At 41.9% G+C, this 19,440-nt stretch carries 29 protein-coding genes and 1 pseudogene; 25 read left to right on the top strand and 5 right to left on the bottom strand.

What is annotated here, in order from left to right:
* Positions 1–165 precede the first annotated feature (165 nt).
* The 3 genes from M0R80_08195 to M0R80_08185 all read left to right on the top strand — a co-directional run bounded on the left by M0R80_08195 (position 166) and on the right by M0R80_08185 (position 1,608).
* Entirely contained in the window at positions 166–438 is a 273-nt protein-coding gene (locus tag M0R80_08195) for a hypothetical protein (protein MCK9459604.1), read from the top strand.
* Between the two features lie 62 nt (positions 439–500).
* Positions 501–1,214 carry a hypothetical protein gene (locus tag M0R80_08190; protein ID MCK9459603.1) on the top strand — a complete coding sequence of 238 codons (714 nt, stop codon included), beginning with the start codon at positions 501–503 and terminating at the stop codon, positions 1,212–1,214.
* Positions 1,192–1,608 carry a hypothetical protein gene (locus M0R80_08185; protein ID MCK9459602.1) on the top strand — a complete coding sequence of 139 codons (417 nt, stop codon included), beginning with the start codon at positions 1,192–1,194 and terminating at the stop codon, positions 1,606–1,608. Before M0R80_08190 ends, M0R80_08185 begins: the two co-directional genes overlap by 23 nt.
* Here the strand turns inward: M0R80_08185 and M0R80_08180 are convergent.
* The gene (locus M0R80_08180; GenBank protein MCK9459601.1) at positions 1,578–2,171 is read right to left on the bottom strand and encodes a class I SAM-dependent methyltransferase; all 594 of its coding nucleotides are present in this window, start codon (positions 2,169–2,171) and stop codon (positions 1,578–1,580) included. The genes M0R80_08185 and M0R80_08180 overlap by 31 nt on opposite strands.
* A gap of 16 nt (positions 2,172–2,187) precedes the next feature.
* On the opposite strand from M0R80_08180, the gene M0R80_08175 reads away from it, so the two are divergent.
* The 3 genes from M0R80_08175 to M0R80_08165 all read left to right on the top strand — a co-directional run bounded on the left by M0R80_08175 (position 2,188) and on the right by M0R80_08165 (position 3,653).
* A complete protein-coding gene (locus tag M0R80_08175) occupies positions 2,188–2,469 on the top strand; it encodes a hypothetical protein (protein ID MCK9459600.1) in 282 nt (93 codons plus the stop codon).
* A gap of 35 nt (positions 2,470–2,504) precedes the next feature.
* Positions 2,505–2,885, top strand: a complete 381-nt coding sequence (locus M0R80_08170; protein ID MCK9459599.1) for a hypothetical protein — start codon at positions 2,505–2,507, stop codon at positions 2,883–2,885.
* 96 nt (positions 2,886–2,981) lie between these two features.
* Positions 2,982–3,653, top strand: coding sequence for a PCRF domain-containing protein (locus M0R80_08165; GenBank protein ID MCK9459598.1), 672 nt, complete (start codon positions 2,982–2,984; stop codon positions 3,651–3,653).
* A 41-nt stretch (positions 3,654–3,694) separates the two neighbouring features.
* Here M0R80_08165 and M0R80_08160 read toward each other — a convergent pair whose 3' ends face one another.
* Positions 3,695–4,363: a PAS domain-containing protein gene (locus M0R80_08160; GenBank protein MCK9459597.1), complete on the bottom strand. Its 669-nt coding sequence runs from the start codon at positions 4,361–4,363 to the stop codon at positions 3,695–3,697.
* Between the two features lie 24 nt (positions 4,364–4,387).
* On the bottom strand, positions 4,388–4,837 hold the full coding sequence (locus tag M0R80_08155; GenBank protein MCK9459596.1) for a PAS domain-containing protein: 450 nt from the start codon (positions 4,835–4,837) through the stop codon (positions 4,388–4,390).
* A gap of 119 nt (positions 4,838–4,956) precedes the next feature.
* Between M0R80_08155 and M0R80_08150 the strand changes: the two genes are divergently transcribed.
* Both M0R80_08150 and M0R80_08145 read left to right on the top strand, forming a co-directional pair.
* Positions 4,957–6,057: a nucleotidyltransferase domain-containing protein gene (locus M0R80_08150; protein MCK9459595.1), complete on the top strand. Its 1,101-nt coding sequence runs from the start codon at positions 4,957–4,959 to the stop codon at positions 6,055–6,057.
* The gene (locus M0R80_08145) at positions 6,057–6,590 is read left to right on the top strand and encodes a hypothetical protein (GenBank protein MCK9459594.1); all 534 of its coding nucleotides are present in this window, start codon (positions 6,057–6,059) and stop codon (positions 6,588–6,590) included. The genes M0R80_08150 and M0R80_08145 overlap by 1 nt, the downstream gene beginning before the upstream one ends.
* Here M0R80_08145 and M0R80_08140 read toward each other — a convergent pair.
* Positions 6,587–7,417, bottom strand: coding sequence for a class I SAM-dependent methyltransferase (locus tag M0R80_08140; GenBank protein MCK9459593.1), 831 nt, complete (start codon positions 7,415–7,417; stop codon positions 6,587–6,589). The two genes, M0R80_08145 and M0R80_08140, sit on opposite strands and share 4 nt — an antisense overlap.
* 22 nt (positions 7,418–7,439) lie before the next feature.
* Between M0R80_08140 and M0R80_08135 the strand changes: the two genes are divergently transcribed.
* Entirely contained in the window at positions 7,440–7,955 is a 516-nt protein-coding gene (locus M0R80_08135; GenBank protein ID MCK9459592.1) for a hypothetical protein, read from the top strand.
* Between the two features lie 6 nt (positions 7,956–7,961).
* On the opposite strand, the gene M0R80_08130 is transcribed toward M0R80_08135, so the two are convergent.
* Entirely contained in the window at positions 7,962–8,759 is a 798-nt protein-coding gene (locus M0R80_08130; protein MCK9459591.1) for a hypothetical protein, read from the bottom strand.
* Positions 8,760–8,808: 49 nt separating this feature from the next.
* Between M0R80_08130 and M0R80_08125 the strand changes: the two genes are divergently transcribed.
* From M0R80_08125 to M0R80_08050, 16 genes and pseudogenes are all read left to right on the top strand, one after another.
* Entirely contained in the window at positions 8,809–9,582 is a 774-nt protein-coding gene (locus M0R80_08125; protein MCK9459590.1) for a glycosyltransferase, read from the top strand.
* A gap of 273 nt (positions 9,583–9,855) precedes the next feature.
* Complete coding sequence (locus tag M0R80_08120) at positions 9,856–10,503, top strand: hypothetical protein (GenBank protein ID MCK9459589.1); 648 nt, start codon at positions 9,856–9,858, stop codon at positions 10,501–10,503.
* Positions 10,504–10,514: 11 nt separating this feature from the next.
* Entirely contained in the window at positions 10,515–11,198 is a 684-nt protein-coding gene (locus M0R80_08115) for a hypothetical protein (protein ID MCK9459588.1), read from the top strand.
* 36 nt (positions 11,199–11,234) lie between these two features.
* Positions 11,235–12,446: a hypothetical protein gene (locus tag M0R80_08110; GenBank protein MCK9459587.1), complete on the top strand. Its 1,212-nt coding sequence runs from the start codon at positions 11,235–11,237 to the stop codon at positions 12,444–12,446.
* Positions 12,447–13,007: 561 nt separating this feature from the next.
* Positions 13,008–13,697, top strand: coding sequence for a hypothetical protein (locus tag M0R80_08105; protein ID MCK9459586.1), 690 nt, complete (start codon positions 13,008–13,010; stop codon positions 13,695–13,697).
* A 74-nt stretch (positions 13,698–13,771) separates the two neighbouring features.
* Positions 13,772–14,515, top strand: coding sequence for a glycosyltransferase (locus M0R80_08100; protein ID MCK9459585.1), 744 nt, complete (start codon positions 13,772–13,774; stop codon positions 14,513–14,515).
* 83 nt (positions 14,516–14,598) lie between these two features.
* A pseudogene (gene clpX, locus M0R80_08095) lies at positions 14,599–15,771 on the top strand (ATP-dependent Clp protease ATP-binding subunit ClpX).
* Positions 15,772–15,845: 74 nt separating this feature from the next.
* On the top strand, positions 15,846–16,148 hold the full coding sequence (locus M0R80_08090) for a hypothetical protein (GenBank protein MCK9459584.1): 303 nt from the start codon (positions 15,846–15,848) through the stop codon (positions 16,146–16,148).
* Between the two features lie 11 nt (positions 16,149–16,159).
* Positions 16,160–16,549: a hypothetical protein gene (locus M0R80_08085; GenBank protein ID MCK9459583.1), complete on the top strand. Its 390-nt coding sequence runs from the start codon at positions 16,160–16,162 to the stop codon at positions 16,547–16,549.
* Positions 16,550–16,566: 17 nt separating this feature from the next.
* The gene (locus M0R80_08080) at positions 16,567–16,965 is read left to right on the top strand and encodes a hypothetical protein (GenBank protein MCK9459582.1); all 399 of its coding nucleotides are present in this window, start codon (positions 16,567–16,569) and stop codon (positions 16,963–16,965) included.
* A gap of 117 nt (positions 16,966–17,082) precedes the next feature.
* Positions 17,083–17,430: a hypothetical protein gene (locus tag M0R80_08075; GenBank protein MCK9459581.1), complete on the top strand. Its 348-nt coding sequence runs from the start codon at positions 17,083–17,085 to the stop codon at positions 17,428–17,430.
* Between the two features lie 28 nt (positions 17,431–17,458).
* On the top strand, positions 17,459–17,836 hold the full coding sequence (locus tag M0R80_08070; protein MCK9459580.1) for a hypothetical protein: 378 nt from the start codon (positions 17,459–17,461) through the stop codon (positions 17,834–17,836).
* A complete protein-coding gene (locus M0R80_08065; protein MCK9459579.1) occupies positions 17,837–18,094 on the top strand; it encodes a hypothetical protein in 258 nt (85 codons plus the stop codon). It abuts the gene before it with no gap.
* A gap of 65 nt (positions 18,095–18,159) precedes the next feature.
* Positions 18,160–18,567 carry a hypothetical protein gene (locus M0R80_08060; protein MCK9459578.1) on the top strand — a complete coding sequence of 136 codons (408 nt, stop codon included), beginning with the start codon at positions 18,160–18,162 and terminating at the stop codon, positions 18,565–18,567.
* Positions 18,568–18,612: 45 nt separating this feature from the next.
* Positions 18,613–19,008, top strand: a complete 396-nt coding sequence (locus M0R80_08055) for a hypothetical protein (GenBank protein ID MCK9459577.1) — start codon at positions 18,613–18,615, stop codon at positions 19,006–19,008.
* Positions 19,009–19,272 carry a hypothetical protein gene (locus M0R80_08050; GenBank protein ID MCK9459576.1) on the top strand — a complete coding sequence of 88 codons (264 nt, stop codon included), beginning with the start codon at positions 19,009–19,011 and terminating at the stop codon, positions 19,270–19,272.
* Positions 19,273–19,440 lie beyond the last annotated feature (168 nt).

The raw sequence follows: 19,440 nt of genomic DNA, 5'->3' as shown, positions 1-19,440 counted from the left end.
GGGGTTATGACAATGAGGTTTGGCGTCCAGCTTGCCCTGAATTGATGCCAAATCAAGGTGCGTTGCCGCCGTCGCCTCCCATTATTCCTCCAACGGCAGAATCTTGGAGAGATGGTTGGAAAGAGAAGTGGGAGCATGAATTCCGACCACTTCGACCCTATGATTATGATCGTCATAATGACTATCGTTATGACCGTCGTTATGATGAAAAGGATGGTTGGTATTACAATCCATCGACTGGGAATTATCAGCGGGATGGTCAGCCAACACAGCCACAGCCCTACTATCAACAGCAGCCCTATTGTCAGCCCCGACAATACTACTATCAGCCTTATCAGGCTCAGCCCTATTGTCAGCCCCGACAATACTACTATCAGACTCAACCCTATTGTCAACCTCGACAATATTACTACTATCCATCTTGCCAATAGGTTTTGAGGAGGAAAAAAAGCCCGGTGAAAGCCGGGCTTTTTTTTTGTTAATGATGCCTAAATAACTGTATGAAATACTTCAATGAATGGTTGCAGTTGCGGGAAAGTATGAATGTCTATATTCAGGATTATGATTCCCAAAATGACGTAAATGACTTATATGAACTTGGCGATCATCTGGCGAGAAAAATAACTCGTCCTTTATGGGAAAAACTAACTCCTGAAGAACAAAAAGCCGTGAGGGATGGAGGCTCGATGTACCATCAAACAATTACGCTTGATGGCAATGGCGAACAACTCAGCTTCTATCCCGCAGGTTGGCCAGAGCCTATGGTAAAAACCATTTTACAAGCTATTAAATATTATCTAGATGAAATGGGTGTGGAGTATGCTCCATTTAAAAAAGAACAAAGTGGTGCATTCAAAGGCGAAGTGTATCGAGTGCCAATTCTGAAATTTAGCGGACCACAAGATGCTCCACCACCATTAAATCTGGCGAACGCTAATGCAAGAGTGATTTTTAGTGATTTGTTAAAATATCCAGACAATGATGGGGGATTTTTTGACATTGATGTGCGTGAATTGTTGATGAGAATTCAACAAGTAGAAAGAGATCAAACAGAACTCCATCAACGAGACCCATATTCTGTTACGCAACACGGAGGGGCCACAATGCATGTGGGTGGCTTGTCTGCCAATGGAATTGAACAGCGTTTGGCAGTTCTCAAACAAATTTGCCAATGGGCCATAGCTCATCACTATGACAAAATATATGCTGCATAATTTTACTCAATGGCTCAGTGAACAAAATACGCAGGCTTTATCTGTGGTGCCACTGTCATCATTCAAATATAGCGAGCCAAATGACGAATATTTATATCATATTTCGCCTGTATCGGGGAAAATAATTCAAACAGGTGAGATAAGGTCTGGGAAGCCGACAATGGGACAAGGTTTTTATAGAAGCTATTCGAAGGGAAAAGTATTCTTTACGGAAAGGTCAGAGGTAAAGTGGTGGGCTGATCGTATTGAAGAACATCTTGAACATCAATACGACAATCCTCCCCCACTCTCTGTGGTGCGTATTCCTAGAGAGTGGATTGAATCTCGATTGCAAAAAGATAATATTGAGCCAGCCCATGTCAGTTATTTTGCCGTTGGTTCAATCAAGCTATAAAATTCTTCTGGACTCATGAGATTTAGCCATTCTTGTCTATTGGTTTCAAGTAAAGCATATGTTAAATCTGTGTGGAGTTCTACAGGTTTTTGTTTGCCTTGTTTAACAAAGCCACATCCAAAATCTATGTTTATAACCCCCACTAACAAATTTGTTCTTGTTCGTAATTTGACAAGTGATTTCCACACAGTTCCTGTCCAAATTGTGTGTTGCTGAGTTGGTGTTTGCCAAAATTCCTCCAAAGGATTACAATCGTGCAAAATAATAATACCCCCAGGATTTAAAACATATAATGAATTCTCAACATCTTTGTCTACTTGTTCTGCAACATGTAATCCATCTATGAAAATGATGTCAAATTTTTTGTCGTTTTGAGCAAAAAATTCATCAGAAGTCATGTTGTGTGTAGGATTACACTCTGACGTGGGCGTAGGATCAACTCCCTCCTTGTAGTTAATAACAATGGCATTAAAATTCCATCCCGATGCTGTGCCTATTTCCAAATAGGTTTGGTAATTATTTTTTTGAATTAAAGAATTCAACAATTCTGTTCTTGTATGCATGGTTCTATATATGAGTATGCATAATTACAAACAGTGGCTCAACGAAGTGCATCCTGATGACTTGGTGACTGATGTTTTTGGTGCCGATGCCGATGAGGTACATAGTTGGCTTACCCAAAAATTCGAACCAGGAAATCGTCCACAAATTATGTTTAAGGGCACCCAATACGAAGTCGTTGGCGAGCCAGACATGCCCCAAGCGAGGGGCACATTCATTCAAGCTCGTCCAATCGGTGTGAGACACGCCGGGGCTGATAAGTTGGTTCCAATTCAACCTTTGGTGGCTGCCGCCACTTGACTTCTGTTTCTGCTGCTGCTATACTATATTCTTATATGGAAATCGGCGGCATTGATATACTGATACCACATGAAATTGATGAGAAGCTGGCGGTTTATCTTACAGCAAGGCTTATACGGCAGCATTGGGAAAATGCAGTATTTGAGAACGCCAACACGGAGGAGTATTACGAAGACTATCACAAACTTCCCACAAGGGAATTGAGTGAGATTTTTGTTTATAAGGACAAGATTTGTAAAGCAGAATGGGATTGGGATCAGGGGAATGCCGGTCCCAATACAATGATCTATGTGATTGGGCAGAAAGACCTGATTACATTAGTTGCAGATGAGAGAGACGACGAAATGAACGAGATTGTTTCTGGTGTCATTTCAGTGTTGAGTAAAAGTTTTAACAAGGAGCAAGAAAATGAGTAAGAAAAATCGGAGGTGTCTTTAGTGAAAACCAACAGTTGAATACAGCGGGAGGGTGTCTTTAGCTCCCTTTCCGAAGCCAGTGACATTATCTTAGAAATCCACGCTGGCGAAGGAGGCTCTGATTCGTGCCTCTTTGTCTATGATTTATTTGCCGCCTATTGCAAATATGCGGCCTCCAATGGCTTTAAAGCTGAAATGCTAGATTCTGTTCCCGGCAAAGTCGTGGGACAATTTCGTGGCGTTGGCGTCGGCAAAGCCTTCTCCAAAGAAATGGGAAAACACGTCATTCAACGTGTGCCACCCACGGAGAAAAATGGTCGATGGCAAACCAGTGTTGTGGGGGTTGCTGTTTTGCCAATGCCACCTCAACAAACCCAGAAATTACTTCCTGAGTATGATTTGGATATCGTGGCATTCAAAAGAAGCTCGGGTCCAGGTGGGCAGGCAGTTAACAAAACGAGTAATGCCATTCGTATTACTCATAAGCCCACAAAGGTTCAGGTGGTTATTTGCACTGAAAGAAGCCAACAACAAAATAAAGCAATAGCTTTAAGAATTATTTCTGCCAAGGTGAATGAGCACAAAAATAGTGCGACTCAATCTGCTTATGACCAAGGAAGAAAAACCCAGCTTGGCGGCGGCGGCAGAGGTGATAAAATACGCACTTACAACTTCATCAAGAAGCGTGCGGTCGATCACAGAAGCGGCAAGAAAACCAATGCTGTTGAACAAGTCATTGAAAGAGGAAGATTTGATTTGTTGATCTAATTTCACTCAGGATACCTCCCGTGCTTAAAATCCACGGGAGGCTATTCCTTATCTTCGGATTCTCGATCTGTAAACAATTTGTCATTTTCAGCTTGACGTGTTACAATTGTTTGATTGTCTTTAGCTTGATGCAGTATTTTGTCTGCTTCGAATCTGGCTTTGTCTTCTATTTGTCGTTTTTCAAATGTGTAATGGTTTTCAGATTGCCGTTGTTTAAATATATTGCTATTTTCTTCTTGTCGTTTATCAAACAAGTGACTGGCATGGCTATCAATTTTTTTTCCGATTTTATCCGTTGTGGACGATGCTTGGTCAAGAGTTTTTGAGAGGACGGTGAGAAAATCATCTAACTCAGTCAAATCCTGCCAGAATCCCAGGACACCAATGACTTGATTGTTGACTATTAATGGCATTTTGGTGGTTTTTGCCCAAACTTCTTTGCCATCATGTCCAATAATTCTGGACTCCTCTACAAACTCTTGTGTTTCTTGAAGTCCCATTACTGCTTGATCGTCCTGAATATATTTATCCGCCATCGCAGACCAGCATAAATCATAGTCTGTTTTGCCCACAATTTCTCCTGTGGTCAATCCAATACGATCTGCGTGCCATTTATTGCAACCCAAATAAACTGAATTTTTGTCTTTCCAAAATATTCCCAATGGAATAGCATCCAAAATATTATGAGCAATTTCTAATGTATGTAACATGGCTCTCCCTTCTAAGGAGTTTGATTAAAACTTATAGTTTTCAAGTTTCTTATTAATTTTATTGCTTTTTTCTACGCAAGCACTCAGAACACTCAACAATGAATCCAGAATGTCTTTGATTTCGGTGATGTCTTGCCAAATAGCTAAAACACCAGAAACTTTACCATCGACCAACAGTGGCAACTTGGTGAGCCTCCACCATTTTTCTTCATTGTTATTAATGGTGATGGATTGTACTATGTCAAGTTTTTTTTGAGAGGTTATTACTTGTTTGTCGTTGCTAATGTATTTATCAGCCATTGCCGACCAAGGCATGTCGTAATCTGTTTTCCCCACAATATCTTTTGCCGATATTCCAGCAACCTTTGCATGCCACAGATTGCATCCTAAATAGACAGAATTTCTGTCTTTCCAAAATATCCCCACAGGGATTTCATCTAAAATACTATGAGCAATTTCTAGTTTTTGCAGCATATAATTCTTTCAAACCCTATTTTGTCCCCCCCCTAAGGGTTTTCACCACTTATTTATCCATCTCAGTTTACATTCTTACGGTTCTGGAGTATAATGCAGAAGTATCGAAGGAGATATTTATGCCAAGTGTAGTTGAGCTATTAGAGAAAAAAGGATTAATCCATCCACCGAGTTGGATGGCGGATAACGTCCATTATGAAGTCCTGATGGGCTCTGTGGCTTACGGAGTTTCATCCGACACATCAGATATGGACGTTTATGGCTTCTGCATCCCTCCAAAGCACATTGTGTTCCCGCATCTTGATGGCGAAATTTCTGGCTTCGGTCGCCAAAAAGAACGTTTTGAACAATTCCAAAACCACCATGTCAAGCTTGAAGACGCCTTGGCTGGTAAAGGCAGGGAATACGATCTCAGCATCTATAATATTGTAAAATATTTCCAATTGTGCATGGATAACAATCCAAACATGGTTGATTCCTTGTTCGTGCCGATTGAGTGTGTTTTGCATTCCACCCAGCTTGGCGTCATGGTGCGGGAAAATAGGAAACTTTTTTTGCACAAAGGATGTTTTCAGAAATTCAAGGGATATGCTTTCAGCCAGTTGTCCAAAGCATCTAACGTGCGTAGGGACAAGCTGGTGGTTGCCATTAGAGAGTTCGAGGATGCTCATTACATTCCTCATGCCACAACTTGGGCAGAGGCAAAGAATCCCGAAACAAAGTATGGCATCGAGGTATTGGGTAAAGTCGAAAATCGAAGTGATCCATTGCCAGAAGCAGATTATAAATATTACAACAAGCTATTTGCTGACGGTATGGCACAGACCAAGCGATTTGAATCTCAGAAAATCCACAACACTGATGTGAAGTTCCTTTATCACATTGTGCGGTTGGTGGATGAATGCGAGCAAATTCTGACCTTGGGTGATTTGGATTTACGCCGGGCGAGAGAGCACATGAAAGCTATTCGTCGTGGCGAAGTCTCCGAGGAAGAAGTGCAAGCTTGGTTCAACTTGAAAGAAAAACAGTTGGAGGAATTGTATAATCGGGAACCTAGTCCAGTTCCTTACAGTCCTCCCGAAGATAGAATTAAAAAGCTTTTGCTTACTTGTTTAGAGCATCACTACGGCAGTTTAGAAAAATGCATTGTGGAGCAAGATGCTGCGGCTCTGGCTCTGCAAGACGTGGTGGAAACTCTACGCAAACATAAGGTGGTTTAATGATATACAAAGACGACACGATGGAATTGTCGGTAAGTCATGGGCTTGATAAGGCAAGACAATTAATTACTGATTTCTTGCAGAAAAATACAGAATACCAGAAGGTGCGTTGGGAACAGCATTGGCTTACGGTGCTTATGAAACCAATGCCAGGAACGCCTACGCAATATATGGCAATTGAAGACATTTGGCATCATGATCGGGACAAAAAAGCAGTTCTTATCAAGTTAGAAGAGGTTCTTTTTGCTGCGGAGCATGAAGCTTGTGACTGCACGACTCTTGATGAATTGTTAGCATGTCACGAGTGTAATGGCAAAAATTTTCGACCCGGTGCATTTTACAATGCAGATGGGGATATGCTGGAGGTTTGCTGGAGCAATGAATCCGATTATGGATCGGAACTCAAAGGAAGACACGGTTATTCAACCATGTGTTTGATGAAGGCACAAGAGGGCGACCTTCCGGTTGGTGTTAAAGTATATGATTTGAAATTGATTCTCAAAGAAGTGGGCTTGAAGATTGTGCCAATCTAAAGTTTAATGACTACATCGGCAAACTCTATGCCCATTTGGTCTAATGTGAATCTTGGTCCCCATATTTTTTCTATTTTGCTGAGAAGAGGCTCTTGTCTAAAGAACTCCGAAACAGCACTACGATGAATTTCATTTTCTACAATTTTAAAGCCAGCATCCTTAATCCATTGTTTGTAGGTTCTGATGGGGTAGATGATTTCTGTGGCTGGCGTTAGTGTACATCCCATTTCTTTTAATTCATTTTTATTAAAGAATAGCTGGATGTATGCCTTATTAATTGATCGATACAAATGAGCACCATGTCCACAGCACCAGGGATGAAAGTGAATAAAAATTATTGAATTTTCGTGAATAACAGATTTTATTTTTTTGAGAATATCCACAGGAGTTTCTCGTTCAGCATGATCCAGCACATCATACAATATGACGATATCATAAATTTCTTTTTGAATTTCGTGCCAATTATCTAACAGATCATAGCCCACGGATAGTTTAGCTGTCTGAGCCATAGCATCTACTAAGTATTTTTCTCCACATCCGTAGTCCAAGCATTTTTTATCTTTGGGATCAATATCAAATATTTTAAGAACTTCTAGAATGCCTACGGCTCTGTTTTTTTTGTCTCCCTCATCTATGCACAAGCTGTCAATGCAAATTGCCTCTGGCCAATTTGGAGAGGATAACAACCTTTTGAGTTCTTCATGTTGTAGTTCGGAGTCAGAGCAAATTTGTGGATTTATGCTGAGTTCCAAGACACGTCGATTGAGTTCATCGAGGGTGTGTCTTATCTGGTCAATATTTTCTAGAATTGGTGTTAAATTTTCCATTATTCTTCTCTACTATTAAAGTATGTATCATTATGATCCTCTTGTTTTAGCGTTTGTTTTAAATTTGCAACCTCGATCTTTATCAATAGTTAAATCGCAAATTATCGAATGTATTCAGCAAATAGAAGACGATGATCGAGGTTATGTATACCATCCGAATAATTTAGAGATTTTAAGGAACGCAGGGCCAGTTGTGGGCTCTATAGCTAATTATCAAACTCCTCAAGATTTTGATTTCGCATTAGCTATTGACCAGTCTGTGGCTTTGGTTGATACGCAAGACCCAGATGCCAAAAAATATATTTTTATTATTTTAGATGAATATGAGCCAAATCAAGAATACAGTTTAAAAAGGGGTCTTAATATGCCAACAGACGCAAAGTTTGTGGTCATTTGTGTAAGTGGTCGATGTCACCCCTCACTCCCCGAAGTTGTTAATTGTCAATTTATTTTTGATAAACCAGACAATGTAGGGAAACATATCGTTCAAATAGCAAAAATAAGTAATGTAAAATGTATGGCAAGAAAAATGGGGTAAGGCAATTTACACAGGTTTAATTCTACGCATCAATCTAAACAATGATGTATATGTAATGTCTATGTGTTTTGCTACTTTTGTCCAAGTTCCAAGTTCGTTGTAAATTTCAAGTAAATCATTATATCGAATATCAGAAAAGTCTTTTTTACTGCTTTTAAAATTGCTTTTTATAATATTTGCAGCTAATTCGTGTTTCCTATCCAGTGCGGTTTCACAATTGTTGTATAGTTTTTTTATCACAACATAAGCATGCGTGCCACTGGTTTGGAATTGCCAGCTTTTCTTGTTTTTTTTCATAAAAGATTGGGCATTGCATTTTGGTGATAATTTTTTCACAAATGCTTCAAATTGTTTTACGATAGTTTCGCTGCCAACCAATCCAATAGCTGGCAAGTGGTTAAATGTTGTCAATATCCAACCATCTCCATCTATTTCTCCACGCCAAAAATTTCTGTTGTTTTTGAGTTGTGAGCATATCCTTGCAATATGACTTTTTTTTGGAACAACACCATATGTCGCCAAAGATTTAACTAAAGCATATGAGGAAATACTAATGCAAGCTAATGAAGTGTCTGATTCAAAGCCATGATTTTTTCTGATAAAAGTTGGCTGATTTGATTGCAAAAATTTTTTAAATTTATCTATGTGGTTTTTGTCTTTTTCTGATATGCTTAAATTTAAATAAGGTGATGAGTTTTTTCTTGTAGTAATACATCCATCAGCCATAAGAAATCCAATCCAATAAGCAGAATTTTCATTAATTTTATTAAAAGCCAACTCATTTAGTGTGTATTTTCTCTTCATATTATAATATACGCAGATATAACCTATTTAGTTCAAGGATAATGTAAAAATGGCAAAAGATTTCAAAGCCAGACCTTTAGTTAGCAATGTTATGACACAAGCCAAGGTAGATATCATTTGCCCCTTTCATGGACAATATCAGCGATTGCACACATTGTGTCAGGGTATTTGGAGGCACACAAAGAGTCATAATTACCATCTGTATATCATAGATGATAATTCCCCTAACAGAACTTATGCTCCTGCCTACCGGGAAGCTCCACGCACCACGGTAATTCAAAATGAGAAGCAATTGGGGTTTGGTGGTGCGTTACAAAAGGGATTTGAAGCTGGCAAAAATGAATGGGTGGTCTTTGTGCAGTCTGATTGTGCAATTGAATCTGGAAATTGGTTGCAAGAATTACTTATTAGTCATTTGAAAAATCCAAAAGCCGGGATGGTGTCTCCAAGAACAAATAATCCTGGGGTGGGTGATCCTCGTTTAAAAGCTAATAAGACTGATCCGCCCACACAAGATGTGGTTTTAGACAAGGGCTATCTTCCATTGTATTGTGCTTTGTGCCGTCGTGATCTTTTCTCCAAAATTGGCGGCTTCATAAAACCATATCCGTTACGTTATTATGAAGACGAAGAATTGGCCCATCGGCTGAAAGCGTATGGACTACAAGAGATTGTAAGTGGAGTTAGCTGGGTTTATCATTACGGAGCGGCTACAATGGGCACTTTACTAAAAACAAAAAAGGAGTATCAGTCAATAATAGAAGAAAATCGCAATAGGTGTATAGCTGACTTGCGATCTCTTAAGGTTCTCGTTGACAATTAGTAATAAATATATACAATAATGATTATGAAACCCAGAACTTGCCCTCATTGTAAAAAAATCATTCCAATAGATCATGAATTTTCTTTTGATGAGAAGTTGAATATGATTTGCGATGGTTGCGGAAAAGTAATAATTGCCACGAGTTGGGAAAAAGAGCCGACAATCCAATATAGTCCATTATCGCAATATGGGTCGCATTCTTGGACACGTCCCCCCATGTAGAGTGGTTCTGATTTCAGTTTACATCCTCCATTTCTGAAGTATAATGGGGGCATGCAATACATCTTTCCGCCACGTCCGAAGAATCGAGTGCCACCCAATCAATTGCCCAAATATGAGGCAACTGGGAAGTGGGTGGTGCAGCGTAAATTCAAGGGCACAAGGAATGTAATTCAGATTACCCCCGATGGCAAGGTCAATTTTTTTAACCGCCATAAGGAGGAGCATTCTCAATGGACCTCCACTTCCGCCGTTCGGAATCAAATTCTAGCCCTCAATTTTGAGCGTGGCAAGGAATATTGGCTTGACAGCGAACTGCTTCATGCCAAAGTTTCCAAGGACACAGACCCCTATTTGAAGAACAGAATTGTGGTTTTTGACGTTCTGATGGTGGCAGGGACATATTTATTGGGTGCCCCTAATCAAATGGAACGGCTGCGTATTCTGGATGAAATCTGTCATCATCCCACCCAAATGGAGCCAAATCACGGCATCGCCAGATGGGTTTCTGAGAATCTTTGGATGGCCGAAACCTTTCCAAACGATTTCGAGCTTCATTTTCAGGAAAAAATAAATTTGCCCGAAATTGAGGGATTGGTATTGCGTAGAAGGGACTCGGTACTTGACAGTGTTGGCACAAAAGAGTATGAGTGTAACTGGCTAATTCGGTGTCGGAAACCCGAAGGTCACTATCAGTTTTAGGGAGAATCGTCATGCCGTTGACTTTGCAAGAGGTGAAAAATCTGACCGATGAAGCTTTTGGAAAGCTAGAAGTCGAGCCTGTTCAAAGTCCTTTAGTCGTGCCCGAAACATGGCGTCGTAAGTTCGATGCTTTGCGGGAAAATCATTTATGGCGGCACGTTCAATCGGCCATGTTCGACATGCGGTGTGAGCAAGCCACCAAGCTGGGGTTTGCTCAACTGGATTCGGGCGATATGGTTGAAATGCTGATGGGGTCTCGGGCCACTAGTCATTCAGGATCAGGGGATCGACAAGTTTTTGAATGGATGTATAACCATCATACTGATACTGAAACTTCTGGAAAAGATTGTACATGGGGCGGACTAGCAACTGATTTCGTGAGGAACGAAGAAGTAGTCACTGGTCGTTTCCTTAAACGAAAAACACAAAAAGAAGTTTGGCGATGCCGCTTTGGTAAATTAAATTATCTCCAACGTGATATGCCTTATGGGGTAATTCTCAGAATGCTGGAGATCAAAAAGCTTAAATTATTCAATGCTTTCAATGTCTGTGCCCCTATTGAGGCGTGGGAACGCAGAACCGACATTGATCCTATTGTCGTGGCCAGCATTTTTGAGATTACTTCCGAAAAACACAAAGAAGACGAATACAACACAGCGGGTCAAGTGGCTCACTTTTTTGTTGCACAATGGTAAAAAACGTTTTTTTAACCTCGTTTTGGAGAACTACCCATGTCAGAGAGTATGTCAGAGAGTTTGCAGAAACCGGCAGCATTGCCCAAAGGTGTCGAACATCTTCACGACAAGATGTATCGAGTTTCAATCGACACTATTCAATTGGCAGATGGCGGATTCAATAAGGATTCCAAGGATTTGGAATTCAAGAATCTTCGCCATGCTCTGGTGGATCACAAAATCCTGGGCAGAGGCTTGTCTAAAGAGGATGCGGCTGATCTGCGGGAACGAATTCGCACGGAAGGGCTTTTGCACTCACCGCTTTTGCGATGGTACAAAGGCGGCGTGCAGATTGTATGCGGCGAACGTCGTATTCGCAGTCTCTTGAAATTGGTTCATGATAATGCCAAGTGCTGGGATCGTTCCAAGAATGAGTATGTTCCCGCCAAGGATTTGTATGGCACTATCGATGTCGAAGTCCAAGAAATGAGCGACCGTGATGCTTACCGAATTTCGTTCAGCGAAACGGAATCGGTCAAGTTGTTTGGCGATGGTGCCAAAATTGCCGCCATTTCTTATTTCCGTAGCTGTGGCGAAGATGACAAGGCAATCATCGCCATTACCGGATATGGACCCGAATGGTTGCATCAAGCCGAAAAATTGGGTGCTGGCTTGAGCAAGAAATGCTTTGACGCCCTTTGCAATGACGAAATGAATTTGCAAGTCGCCAATAAATTGGCAGAGATTGTTGGCGAAGATAAGCAAGAAGCTTCCTGGGATCAATGGAAAGCAAATTCTGAAAAGCGATTTTTCGAGAAGCTGCAAGTGTTGGAAGGGGCTGTTAAAAAAGCCACTGCCGCCATTGCCGATGCCGAAGAATTGAAAGATTCATTGGCTGGCGAGGCTTCCGAGAAAGCCAAAAAGGATTTGGCTGCTGCCACGAAAAAGCGAACGAAGGCGAAGAAAGCCAAGGTTGTGGCTGAGGCGAAAGTCAAGAAACTCGCCGCCAAGAAACCGAAGGCTACCCCCAAAGACGCCAAGAGCGAAAATGATGATCCCAAGCCCCTGACCGGAGCTAAGATGGAAAAGGCTTGGTATCTTCCAGTTGTAGCCGTTATTAAAAATGACGGTTGTGATGGTGAAGGCACCAAGCTGGAAGTGGATGTTTGGGATGCCAAGCTGGTCAAGATGCTCATCGAGCAATTCCGCAAAGGACAGACCGACATTCTGCGAATCCTTGTTTCGCACAACAAGAAGAAGCAGAAGTAAGGGTTTCCCCGATAACTTTAGAGCAAAAAACCCGATTTTCAAGGTCGGGTTTTTTGTTTTAATATGGGTAGATATAATGTAACCATTGGATATGCCACTAATGATTTTATTGTGCCCATTTTGTGGATATAAATTAAATCAAGCCTTATATGAGGGCATTAGTAGTTGTGAGTCTTGTCGCAGAATATTCGACACTTCTGAATATCACAAAATTCTTTCAGCATCTTGGATATGCCGCCATTGGCACGTAGATGCCGCCACGGCTCAAAAACATTGTGGTCTAACCGATCCAGAAAAAGATATTGTTGACAAATATGTTTGTGTGGAAGGCTTTTGCCACGACGATTTTTTGAAAATTCTTCCCAGTCTTTAGGTGTATAATCCCCCCACATAGGCTAATAAAATATCGGTTTTAGCCCCTTTTCGGCAAAATAATCAAATAGGGACTTAATTTTTAGGGTACTTCAGTCGTATAATTGGGTATGGAAGGAAATGAGTTCAACGGAATTAAAAAACCCAGTCTTTTGTAGAAGGAACCTAGTTATGTTGTCAGTCCTAGAAGTGGCAAAAGCCAAGATTTCTCGTTTCACTGCTCTGACAGAGGAATATGAGCAGCTAACCTCACGGCAGCATGAAATCGAGGCGGAATTGGGCAATGGCTATATTGCCAAGGCTCATGTTGGTCGCCCGAAATCCACTGCCAAGGTTGAGGCTCCCAAAGCGAAGGTTGGTCGCCCGAAGTCCACCGTCGCCAAGAAAGTTGGTCGCCCAAAATCCAATGGGGAAAATAAAGTGAATAAAGCCGAAGCTATTCGACTTTATGCTGCTGAGAACAAGGATGTTCGCCCCAAGGATATTATCAAGGCTTTGGGAGAGAAGGGTATCGAAGTTGGACCGGCTGCTGTTTGGCAGGCTCTCAATCATGTGCCCACGGGTAAAAAGCGTGGACGCCCAGCGAAGACTGAAAAGGTCGCCAAGCCAAAGGTCGCCAAATCCGAAAAAGCCCCAGGTCGTGGCCGACGTGAAGCCGGGCACACATTGTCCGATGTGGTCATGAAAATTCTTGGACGCAACAAGAATGGCCTGACCCTGGCTGAGATTCGCCAACGGGTTGAATCTTCGGGGTATGAAACCTCGGCCACGGATTCTAGCTTGTCTGCCGCTGTGCAGAATTGCCTCGCCAAGCTTCGTGAAAAAGAAGCTGTGTCAAAAGACGATGAGACTCGCAAATACATCGTCAAAGTCGCATAAATAAAAACATCCCTGATGTTTGCACAAGAGCCCCGAAAAGGGGCTCTTTGCTTTTGTGCATACTCTTATATCTTATGGAAATAACTGATTTTGAACATTTGAAAGAAGAGTTGATAACTCTTTATAATTATTATCAACCTGTTCACAAAGATATTTTAATTGTTGTGAGAGATCAATTGAAATATGTGCAGGGGTGTATCGAATCCATTCAGGCAAACACAGAAGATTTCACAATTTTTATTTGGGACAATGGATCATCTGAGCCAACTGCTTCTTATTTACGCAGTTTAGACGCTGTATATCATCGATCAGAAGAAAATCTCGGTTTCATCATTCCCAACAATCGATTGGCCGAAATGGGGACTTCCCCTTATTTGATTCTTTTGAATTCAGATACAATCGTGTGGCAGGATTGGGACAAGGCAATGATTGCTTGGCTAAAAGCCCATTCTCAGGTTGCTTTGGTAGGTTATCAGGGGTGTTATTTAAACGAAAATGCCACCTCTACTTGGTCTGATTTCGGATACAACATTGACTATGTAGAGGGGTGGTCGATGGCTTTATCTAGAGCTACTTTTCAAGAATTTGGGCTGTTTGACGAAAAAAATCTTCAATTTGCCTATGGCGAGGATAGCGATCTATGCTTGCGGCTCAAAGAGGCAGGACATCAGGTTTACGCCATGTATTTGGGGCTTGTCCACCACATCGGCAGTCGCACCACCCAACAGCTTATGGCAGAGGGATATGATTTTATGGGCATGGTTAAACAGAATCACGAATACCTAAAAAGCAGGTGGTTTCCCTCAAAAAGTGGGTAATTTGGGCAATGTGGTTTACAGGACTGGTTTCTGAAGTATAATGGTAGTGGATAGGCTTTTACATCATCTGAGAGGAGGATACTATGGTTGTACGAAAAACATCGAAGACCTGTTGTTTCTGCGGACAGGGGGGCAAAGATGTTCCGCTATTGGTTCAATCTCAAATAACCAATCGTTTTATATGTCGCTTGTGTGCTGAAAAGGCACTGAAGATAATGGAGTCGAGTGTAGCTGAAGGTAGATTGGGACATTTGGGACAAATACCTCGACCTAAAGAGTTGGCCGATTATTTGGACCAATACGTTATTGGGCAAGAACGAGCAAAAAAAATATTGTCGGTTGCCGTTGCCAGTCATTACAAACGACTGAAACACCAACAACTGAACACACTCGCCAGGGGTGTGAATTTGGATAATTTTGTTGAAATGCAAAAAACCAACATTCTTTTGCTTGGTCCCACGGGTAGCGGCAAAACTCTGTTGGCTGAGACTCTTGCTCGAAAAGTTGATGTTCCCTTTGCTATTGGCGATGCCACCACTCTAACCGAAGCTGGTTATGTGGGCGAAGATGTTGAAAATCTTTTGCTGAAGCTGCTGATGGCTGCTGACGGTGATGTTGAACAAGCCCAGCGAGGAATTATTTATATCGATGAAATCGATAAGATTGGAAAATCTGCTGGAAACGTTTCCATCACTCGGGATGTTAGTGGCGAAGGGGTGCAGCAAGCCCTCTTGAAAATTTTGGAAGGAACGATTGCTAATGTGCCCCCTCAAGGTGGTCGCAAACATCCAGAGCAACAGTATATTCAGATTGATACTTCTAACATCCTGTTTATTTGTGGCGGCACTTTTGATGGTTTGGAAAATATTGTTTCCAAACGATTGGGAGGTAACAGGATTGGATTTGGTGTGAATGTAGTTGAGCAGGAAAAAGAAAAAGAAAAAAATGCTTTGCTACAACAGGCCGCAACCGAGGATTTGGTCCATTTTGGTCTTATCCCTGAATTGGTTGGACGTTTGCCTGTAATAGCTGCCATTGAGGAATTGAGCGTAGATGCTCTTGCTCAAATCCTCACTGAGCCTCGCAATGCTTTGATAAAGCAACAACAGGAAGATTTTCGCATGGATGATGCATTTTTGCATTTTACAAAAGATGCCCTTCATCAAATTGCTGTAAAAGCCAAAGAAAAGGGAACGGGAGCAAGGGCTTTGCGTGGAGTGGTAGAGAATTTGTTGTTGGATACCAAATTCAACATTGAGCCCAAGCGTCATTATTATATCACTGCTGATGCGGTGCTGGGCAAGGAACCCATTGCTGTGAAGGAAGCTGCATGAAGATTTGGATTGTCGAAGATGCTCATTCTGGAGTAGTGTATTTGGTTAAAGCCGATTATCCAGATGATGCAGAAAACAAAGTCAGAGCATTAGTCGATATGGCGGCAGCCTATGCCGAGTTTTGCGAAAGTTGGAATTGGACACAAAATCAAATACAAGAATTGCGTGCTGATTACACTCCTGAATTGCCCCCAACCTTGGAAGAATTTACAAAGGATTATCAAATCGAGGCCAGGGGAGAATTTGTGTTGAAAGAGGATGTGGTTCCTATAGAAGATTTGCTTGGAGATTTCATTTAAAGGATAAAACTATGTTGCCAGATGTGTTTAGTTATTTTGAAGGTGGAAGAGAAGGAATCAAACAGCGTCTCGCTGAACAGATTCGTGAAGGTGTTGCCACCCATAAAATGTCATGGGCAGATTTAGACTCATTGGAACATGAAATTAAATGTCCTGCTAGGGCTATTTCAAGGATTCTGGATGGCGACCTTTCCGAACTTAATGCGGATTTAGCAGAAGACCTAGCGTGTTGTTTGGGATTGGATTTTGGCACAGCCCTTGGAGAATGGAAATTCAATGAGGGTGACAGACAGGTTTGGGAAGAAGAAATCAAGCATAACGGATTTATCTCAGTGGGTTCCGCACCTGTTGAAGACATGGTGAGGGTATTTACCACATTGCGGGCGTTGACCACACTATGAAAAACCTATACACAGCATTGAAGAAGCAATCAGTCGGCAACACTCATCTTACAAGAATATTGAGTGTACTTGAGGAAACTCTTGTGCATTTTAATATCCCCAAATCTGATCGCAGCACAATGGGGGAGGCGTTGTTGCGTTTTCGGATTGTGAAAGATCGTAATTTTAAATACAATCCAGACGACAAAATGTTGCAGAATTTTTTGTCGTTAGATCGGTATTTTGGGGCTCGTTTACAAGAAACTGTCGTTCATCCTCAAGTGCCGTGTTCCCTGGGCTTGACAGAACAACAACTTTCTGCCTATAATACGCTCCACTTGTTTCATCGTTTGTGGACGAAGGCTGCTGGCACCCAGAATTACGACAAAAAGGAGTGGCAGGAATTTGAAAAAAGGTTGGAACCATTTTTCCAATAATAATGGCACGCCCAATCAGTGAAATAGAACCTTGTGTTCATTGCGGATTTTGTTGTATGCAAGCTCCCTGTGGGTTTGGGGAATGGAACTCTACAAAGAAACAATGTCAATTTTTAGATGCCCAAGATGATGGAACATACTTGTGTGGAAAATACGATGACATTGTTAAAGACCCAACCGCCGTTGTTGCCCCAGCCTTCGGAGCAGGATGCTGTAGTTCCCTCTGCAATGACCAGCGGGAACGGATTCTCCAACGACGAAATTATCGTCCTTCTCGCTCTGCTTGATGGCTTGCTTGGCGAAGTCATGAGCCCCGATATTGCCTATATGGCAATGTCTCATGCCCTAGATGTTTGTCGGGATGCCGGTGTGCCTGATGTTACTTTCAAACGAGCAATGCAAAAAATAAAAGCCGTTTGGAAGGAAAAAGCCAAACAGAATCCAATTTCCATTCTGTTTAGATAAAAAAATAAGAAGGATACTTATTTATGATATGCAGATTTTATACATTGTTTCTTCGATACTTATTCCAGTAGGGGTGATACTCTATTTCTTAATAAAAAGGACAGCTTCACTTCAAAAAAAAGTCAATTTATATGAAGAGAAACTAGAGAGTCAAACAGGAAAAACAGATTTAGAATTAGCGACTACCCACCAAATTGTCAAGGAACTGGTCAAGCGTCCAAATTATAGATTTATGTTTATTGTTCCGCATCTAATGCAGGAAGGACAGGGATTAAATGTTGAGGTTCATTCTTCAAATGTCTCTGTAAAAATGGCTTTAGATGTGCTTCGGGCAACCTATGAAGGGGTTGCAAATACCATCCGTAGAAAAAACCCTGATGAAGACGAGGATTTAGGAGACATATGAATGGAATTTTCGGAACAAGCCTTAGCAGCACTTGCCCAAGCAGACCATGACAAAGACCCCATCGATGATCTTGAATTTATTGGGGTTTCCCCACGAACTCTTTCTATCTTGGCCAAGAATGGAATTATTACAATGGATATGCTTCTGTCCAAAACCCCCCAAGAACTATGTACCATCAAGTCGCTAAACACCCCATCTATCGACAAACTCCTAAGTTGCCTACAACATTACGATGAATTGGCTCTTTTGAGAAAATGAAGTTTACAACTCACCAATCTGAAGTATAATGCTGGTGTGTAAAACTCATTCCCAAGGAGCCAATTGTGTCAAACAAGAAGATCAAGAAAGCGGCAAAAAGAATCGCCCATTCTCGTAATCGTGACCTCGAAGTGGCTGTTGGCGTCAGCGAAGATTTTTCTCCGACTGGTGCCCTTCCCACCAAGAAAAAACTAAAAAAGATTCTTGACGAAGCAACGGCACAGATTGTTCCTATTCCCGGCCTGGAAACGGAAATGCCCATTGGTATGATTCCCACGGCCCGCACCGTCGCCACCCTCTATGTCTTAGAACGAACCGGCGTTGTGCGAATGCAATTCGATGATGGCTCCGATGATGTCGATACCGCCGAACAATTGCAGCAAATTGCTGGCGAAGTGGGCTATGAATTCTTGTGGGTGAGTGAGCCCCATGTTGCGTATTTAATCAGTCCTGACAACGTACCCGAACTCTGATTGAGTACGTCGTTGATCCCTGCAAATTGAGAAAGGTAAACAACAATGAAAGTTAATTTGAGTGACGGGCGTATTGCCCAAATTGGTGTGCAGATTGGCGAAGAAATGCCAGCACAACCATCACAACGGTCGCTGCGAGAAGTTGACAGCGGCAAAAAGTTTCGTAGTGTTCGACTCAACATTACGGTGTCCAAAGATGGAGCCGTAGTCGGGCAAGTATCCGGCACAAGCTATTGTGTCCCTCATGACCAATTTGTACGAGCCGAAGGCCGCAAACGGGCACTGCGAAGGCTTTTGAAAGAGGATGCTGGCCGTAAGGTTTTGAGCAAAGAGGATCGCAAGATTCTTTGTCCCATTATTGTGCAGGGACACAATTTTGTGATCGGTGGCCGTCCCGAGCCAATTAATGTTTTGCCAGAGTTTGTGTGCCAAGCCAAATAGATGGACACCAAACCTGTAATCTCTGAGTTGGCTAAAGACCTTGTGCAAAATGCCAAGAGCTTGCTGAAGTATCGCCGTCCCCATTGGTGGGTGTTGTGGCCACGGGGCGGCGATTTTTTTAAGGCAAGAAATGATCTTGGTGCCGCCATTAGAAAACTCAGTGCATATCTTGAGTTTTGCAACCAAGATAAGGAAATTGGGGATGTTGCAAAGTGGCTGCTCTCAGACGCAGAGGCAATTTATCACAAATATGGTGGAAAATGACTGCCGTAATTTATAATTGGCGTGGTGGCGACAACCCCCCAGTTCCAGAGGCTGTTCGGCAAGTGGGTCCATTCCCATCAGCCAGTGGTGTGGATAAAGTCCATTACACGGTGGAAATCGATGATTTGGCTGCATTCATTGAAAAGCATGGGCCGATGATTGTGTCTC

It is taken from the genome of Pseudomonadota bacterium (assembly GCA_023229365.1).
GTDB lineage: Bacteria > Myxococcota_A > Polyangia > JAAYKL01 > JAAYKL01 > JALNZK01.
Note: the sequence above shows the minus strand (reverse complement) of the source record. Positions and strands in the feature narration are given on the sequence as shown.

Excerpts from the sequence above, each read along its gene's own strand:
- M0R80_08050 (MCK9459576.1), top strand. The coding sequence starts at position 19,009 with ATGGACACCAAACCTGTAATCTCTGAGTTGGCTAAAGACCTTGTGCAA.
- M0R80_08155 (MCK9459596.1), bottom strand. The coding sequence starts at position 4,837 with ATGCTGCAAAAACTAGAAATTGCTCATAGTATTTTAGATGAAATCCCT.
- M0R80_08140 (MCK9459593.1), bottom strand. The coding sequence starts at position 7,417 with ATGGAAAATTTAACACCAATTCTAGAAAATATTGACCAGATAAGACAC.
- M0R80_08125 (MCK9459590.1), top strand. The coding sequence starts at position 8,809 with ATGGCAAAAGATTTCAAAGCCAGACCTTTAGTTAGCAATGTTATGACA.
- M0R80_08190 (MCK9459603.1), top strand. The coding sequence starts at position 501 with ATGAAATACTTCAATGAATGGTTGCAGTTGCGGGAAAGTATGAATGTC.
- M0R80_08115 (MCK9459588.1), top strand. The coding sequence starts at position 10,515 with ATGCCGTTGACTTTGCAAGAGGTGAAAAATCTGACCGATGAAGCTTTT.
- M0R80_08135 (MCK9459592.1), top strand. The coding sequence starts at position 7,440 with ATGTATCATTATGATCCTCTTGTTTTAGCGTTTGTTTTAAATTTGCAA.
- M0R80_08070 (MCK9459580.1), top strand. The coding sequence starts at position 17,459 with ATGCAGATTTTATACATTGTTTCTTCGATACTTATTCCAGTAGGGGTG.
- M0R80_08090 (MCK9459584.1), top strand. The coding sequence starts at position 15,846 with ATGAAGATTTGGATTGTCGAAGATGCTCATTCTGGAGTAGTGTATTTG.
- M0R80_08145 (MCK9459594.1), top strand. The coding sequence starts at position 6,057 with ATGATATACAAAGACGACACGATGGAATTGTCGGTAAGTCATGGGCTT.
- M0R80_08130 (MCK9459591.1), bottom strand. The coding sequence starts at position 8,759 with ATGAAGAGAAAATACACACTAAATGAGTTGGCTTTTAATAAAATTAAT.
- M0R80_08160 (MCK9459597.1), bottom strand. The coding sequence starts at position 4,363 with ATGTTACATACATTAGAAATTGCTCATAATATTTTGGATGCTATTCCA.
- M0R80_08075 (MCK9459581.1), top strand. The coding sequence starts at position 17,083 with ATGCCCAAGATGATGGAACATACTTGTGTGGAAAATACGATGACATTG.
- M0R80_08065 (MCK9459579.1), top strand. The coding sequence starts at position 17,837 with ATGGAATTTTCGGAACAAGCCTTAGCAGCACTTGCCCAAGCAGACCAT.
- M0R80_08170 (MCK9459599.1), top strand. The coding sequence starts at position 2,505 with ATGGAAATCGGCGGCATTGATATACTGATACCACATGAAATTGATGAG.
- M0R80_08150 (MCK9459595.1), top strand. The coding sequence starts at position 4,957 with ATGCCAAGTGTAGTTGAGCTATTAGAGAAAAAAGGATTAATCCATCCA.
- M0R80_08180 (MCK9459601.1), bottom strand. The coding sequence starts at position 2,171 with ATGCATACAAGAACAGAATTGTTGAATTCTTTAATTCAAAAAAATAAT.
- M0R80_08110 (MCK9459587.1), top strand. The coding sequence starts at position 11,235 with ATGTCAGAGAGTATGTCAGAGAGTTTGCAGAAACCGGCAGCATTGCCC.
- M0R80_08085 (MCK9459583.1), top strand. The coding sequence starts at position 16,160 with ATGTTGCCAGATGTGTTTAGTTATTTTGAAGGTGGAAGAGAAGGAATC.
- M0R80_08195 (MCK9459604.1), top strand. The coding sequence starts at position 166 with ATGATCGTCATAATGACTATCGTTATGACCGTCGTTATGATGAAAAGG.
- M0R80_08185 (MCK9459602.1), top strand. The coding sequence starts at position 1,192 with ATGACAAAATATATGCTGCATAATTTTACTCAATGGCTCAGTGAACAA.
- M0R80_08175 (MCK9459600.1), top strand. The coding sequence starts at position 2,188 with ATGCATAATTACAAACAGTGGCTCAACGAAGTGCATCCTGATGACTTG.
- M0R80_08100 (MCK9459585.1), top strand. The coding sequence starts at position 13,772 with ATGGAAATAACTGATTTTGAACATTTGAAAGAAGAGTTGATAACTCTT.
- M0R80_08055 (MCK9459577.1), top strand. The coding sequence starts at position 18,613 with ATGAAAGTTAATTTGAGTGACGGGCGTATTGCCCAAATTGGTGTGCAG.
- M0R80_08120 (MCK9459589.1), top strand. The coding sequence starts at position 9,856 with ATGCAATACATCTTTCCGCCACGTCCGAAGAATCGAGTGCCACCCAAT.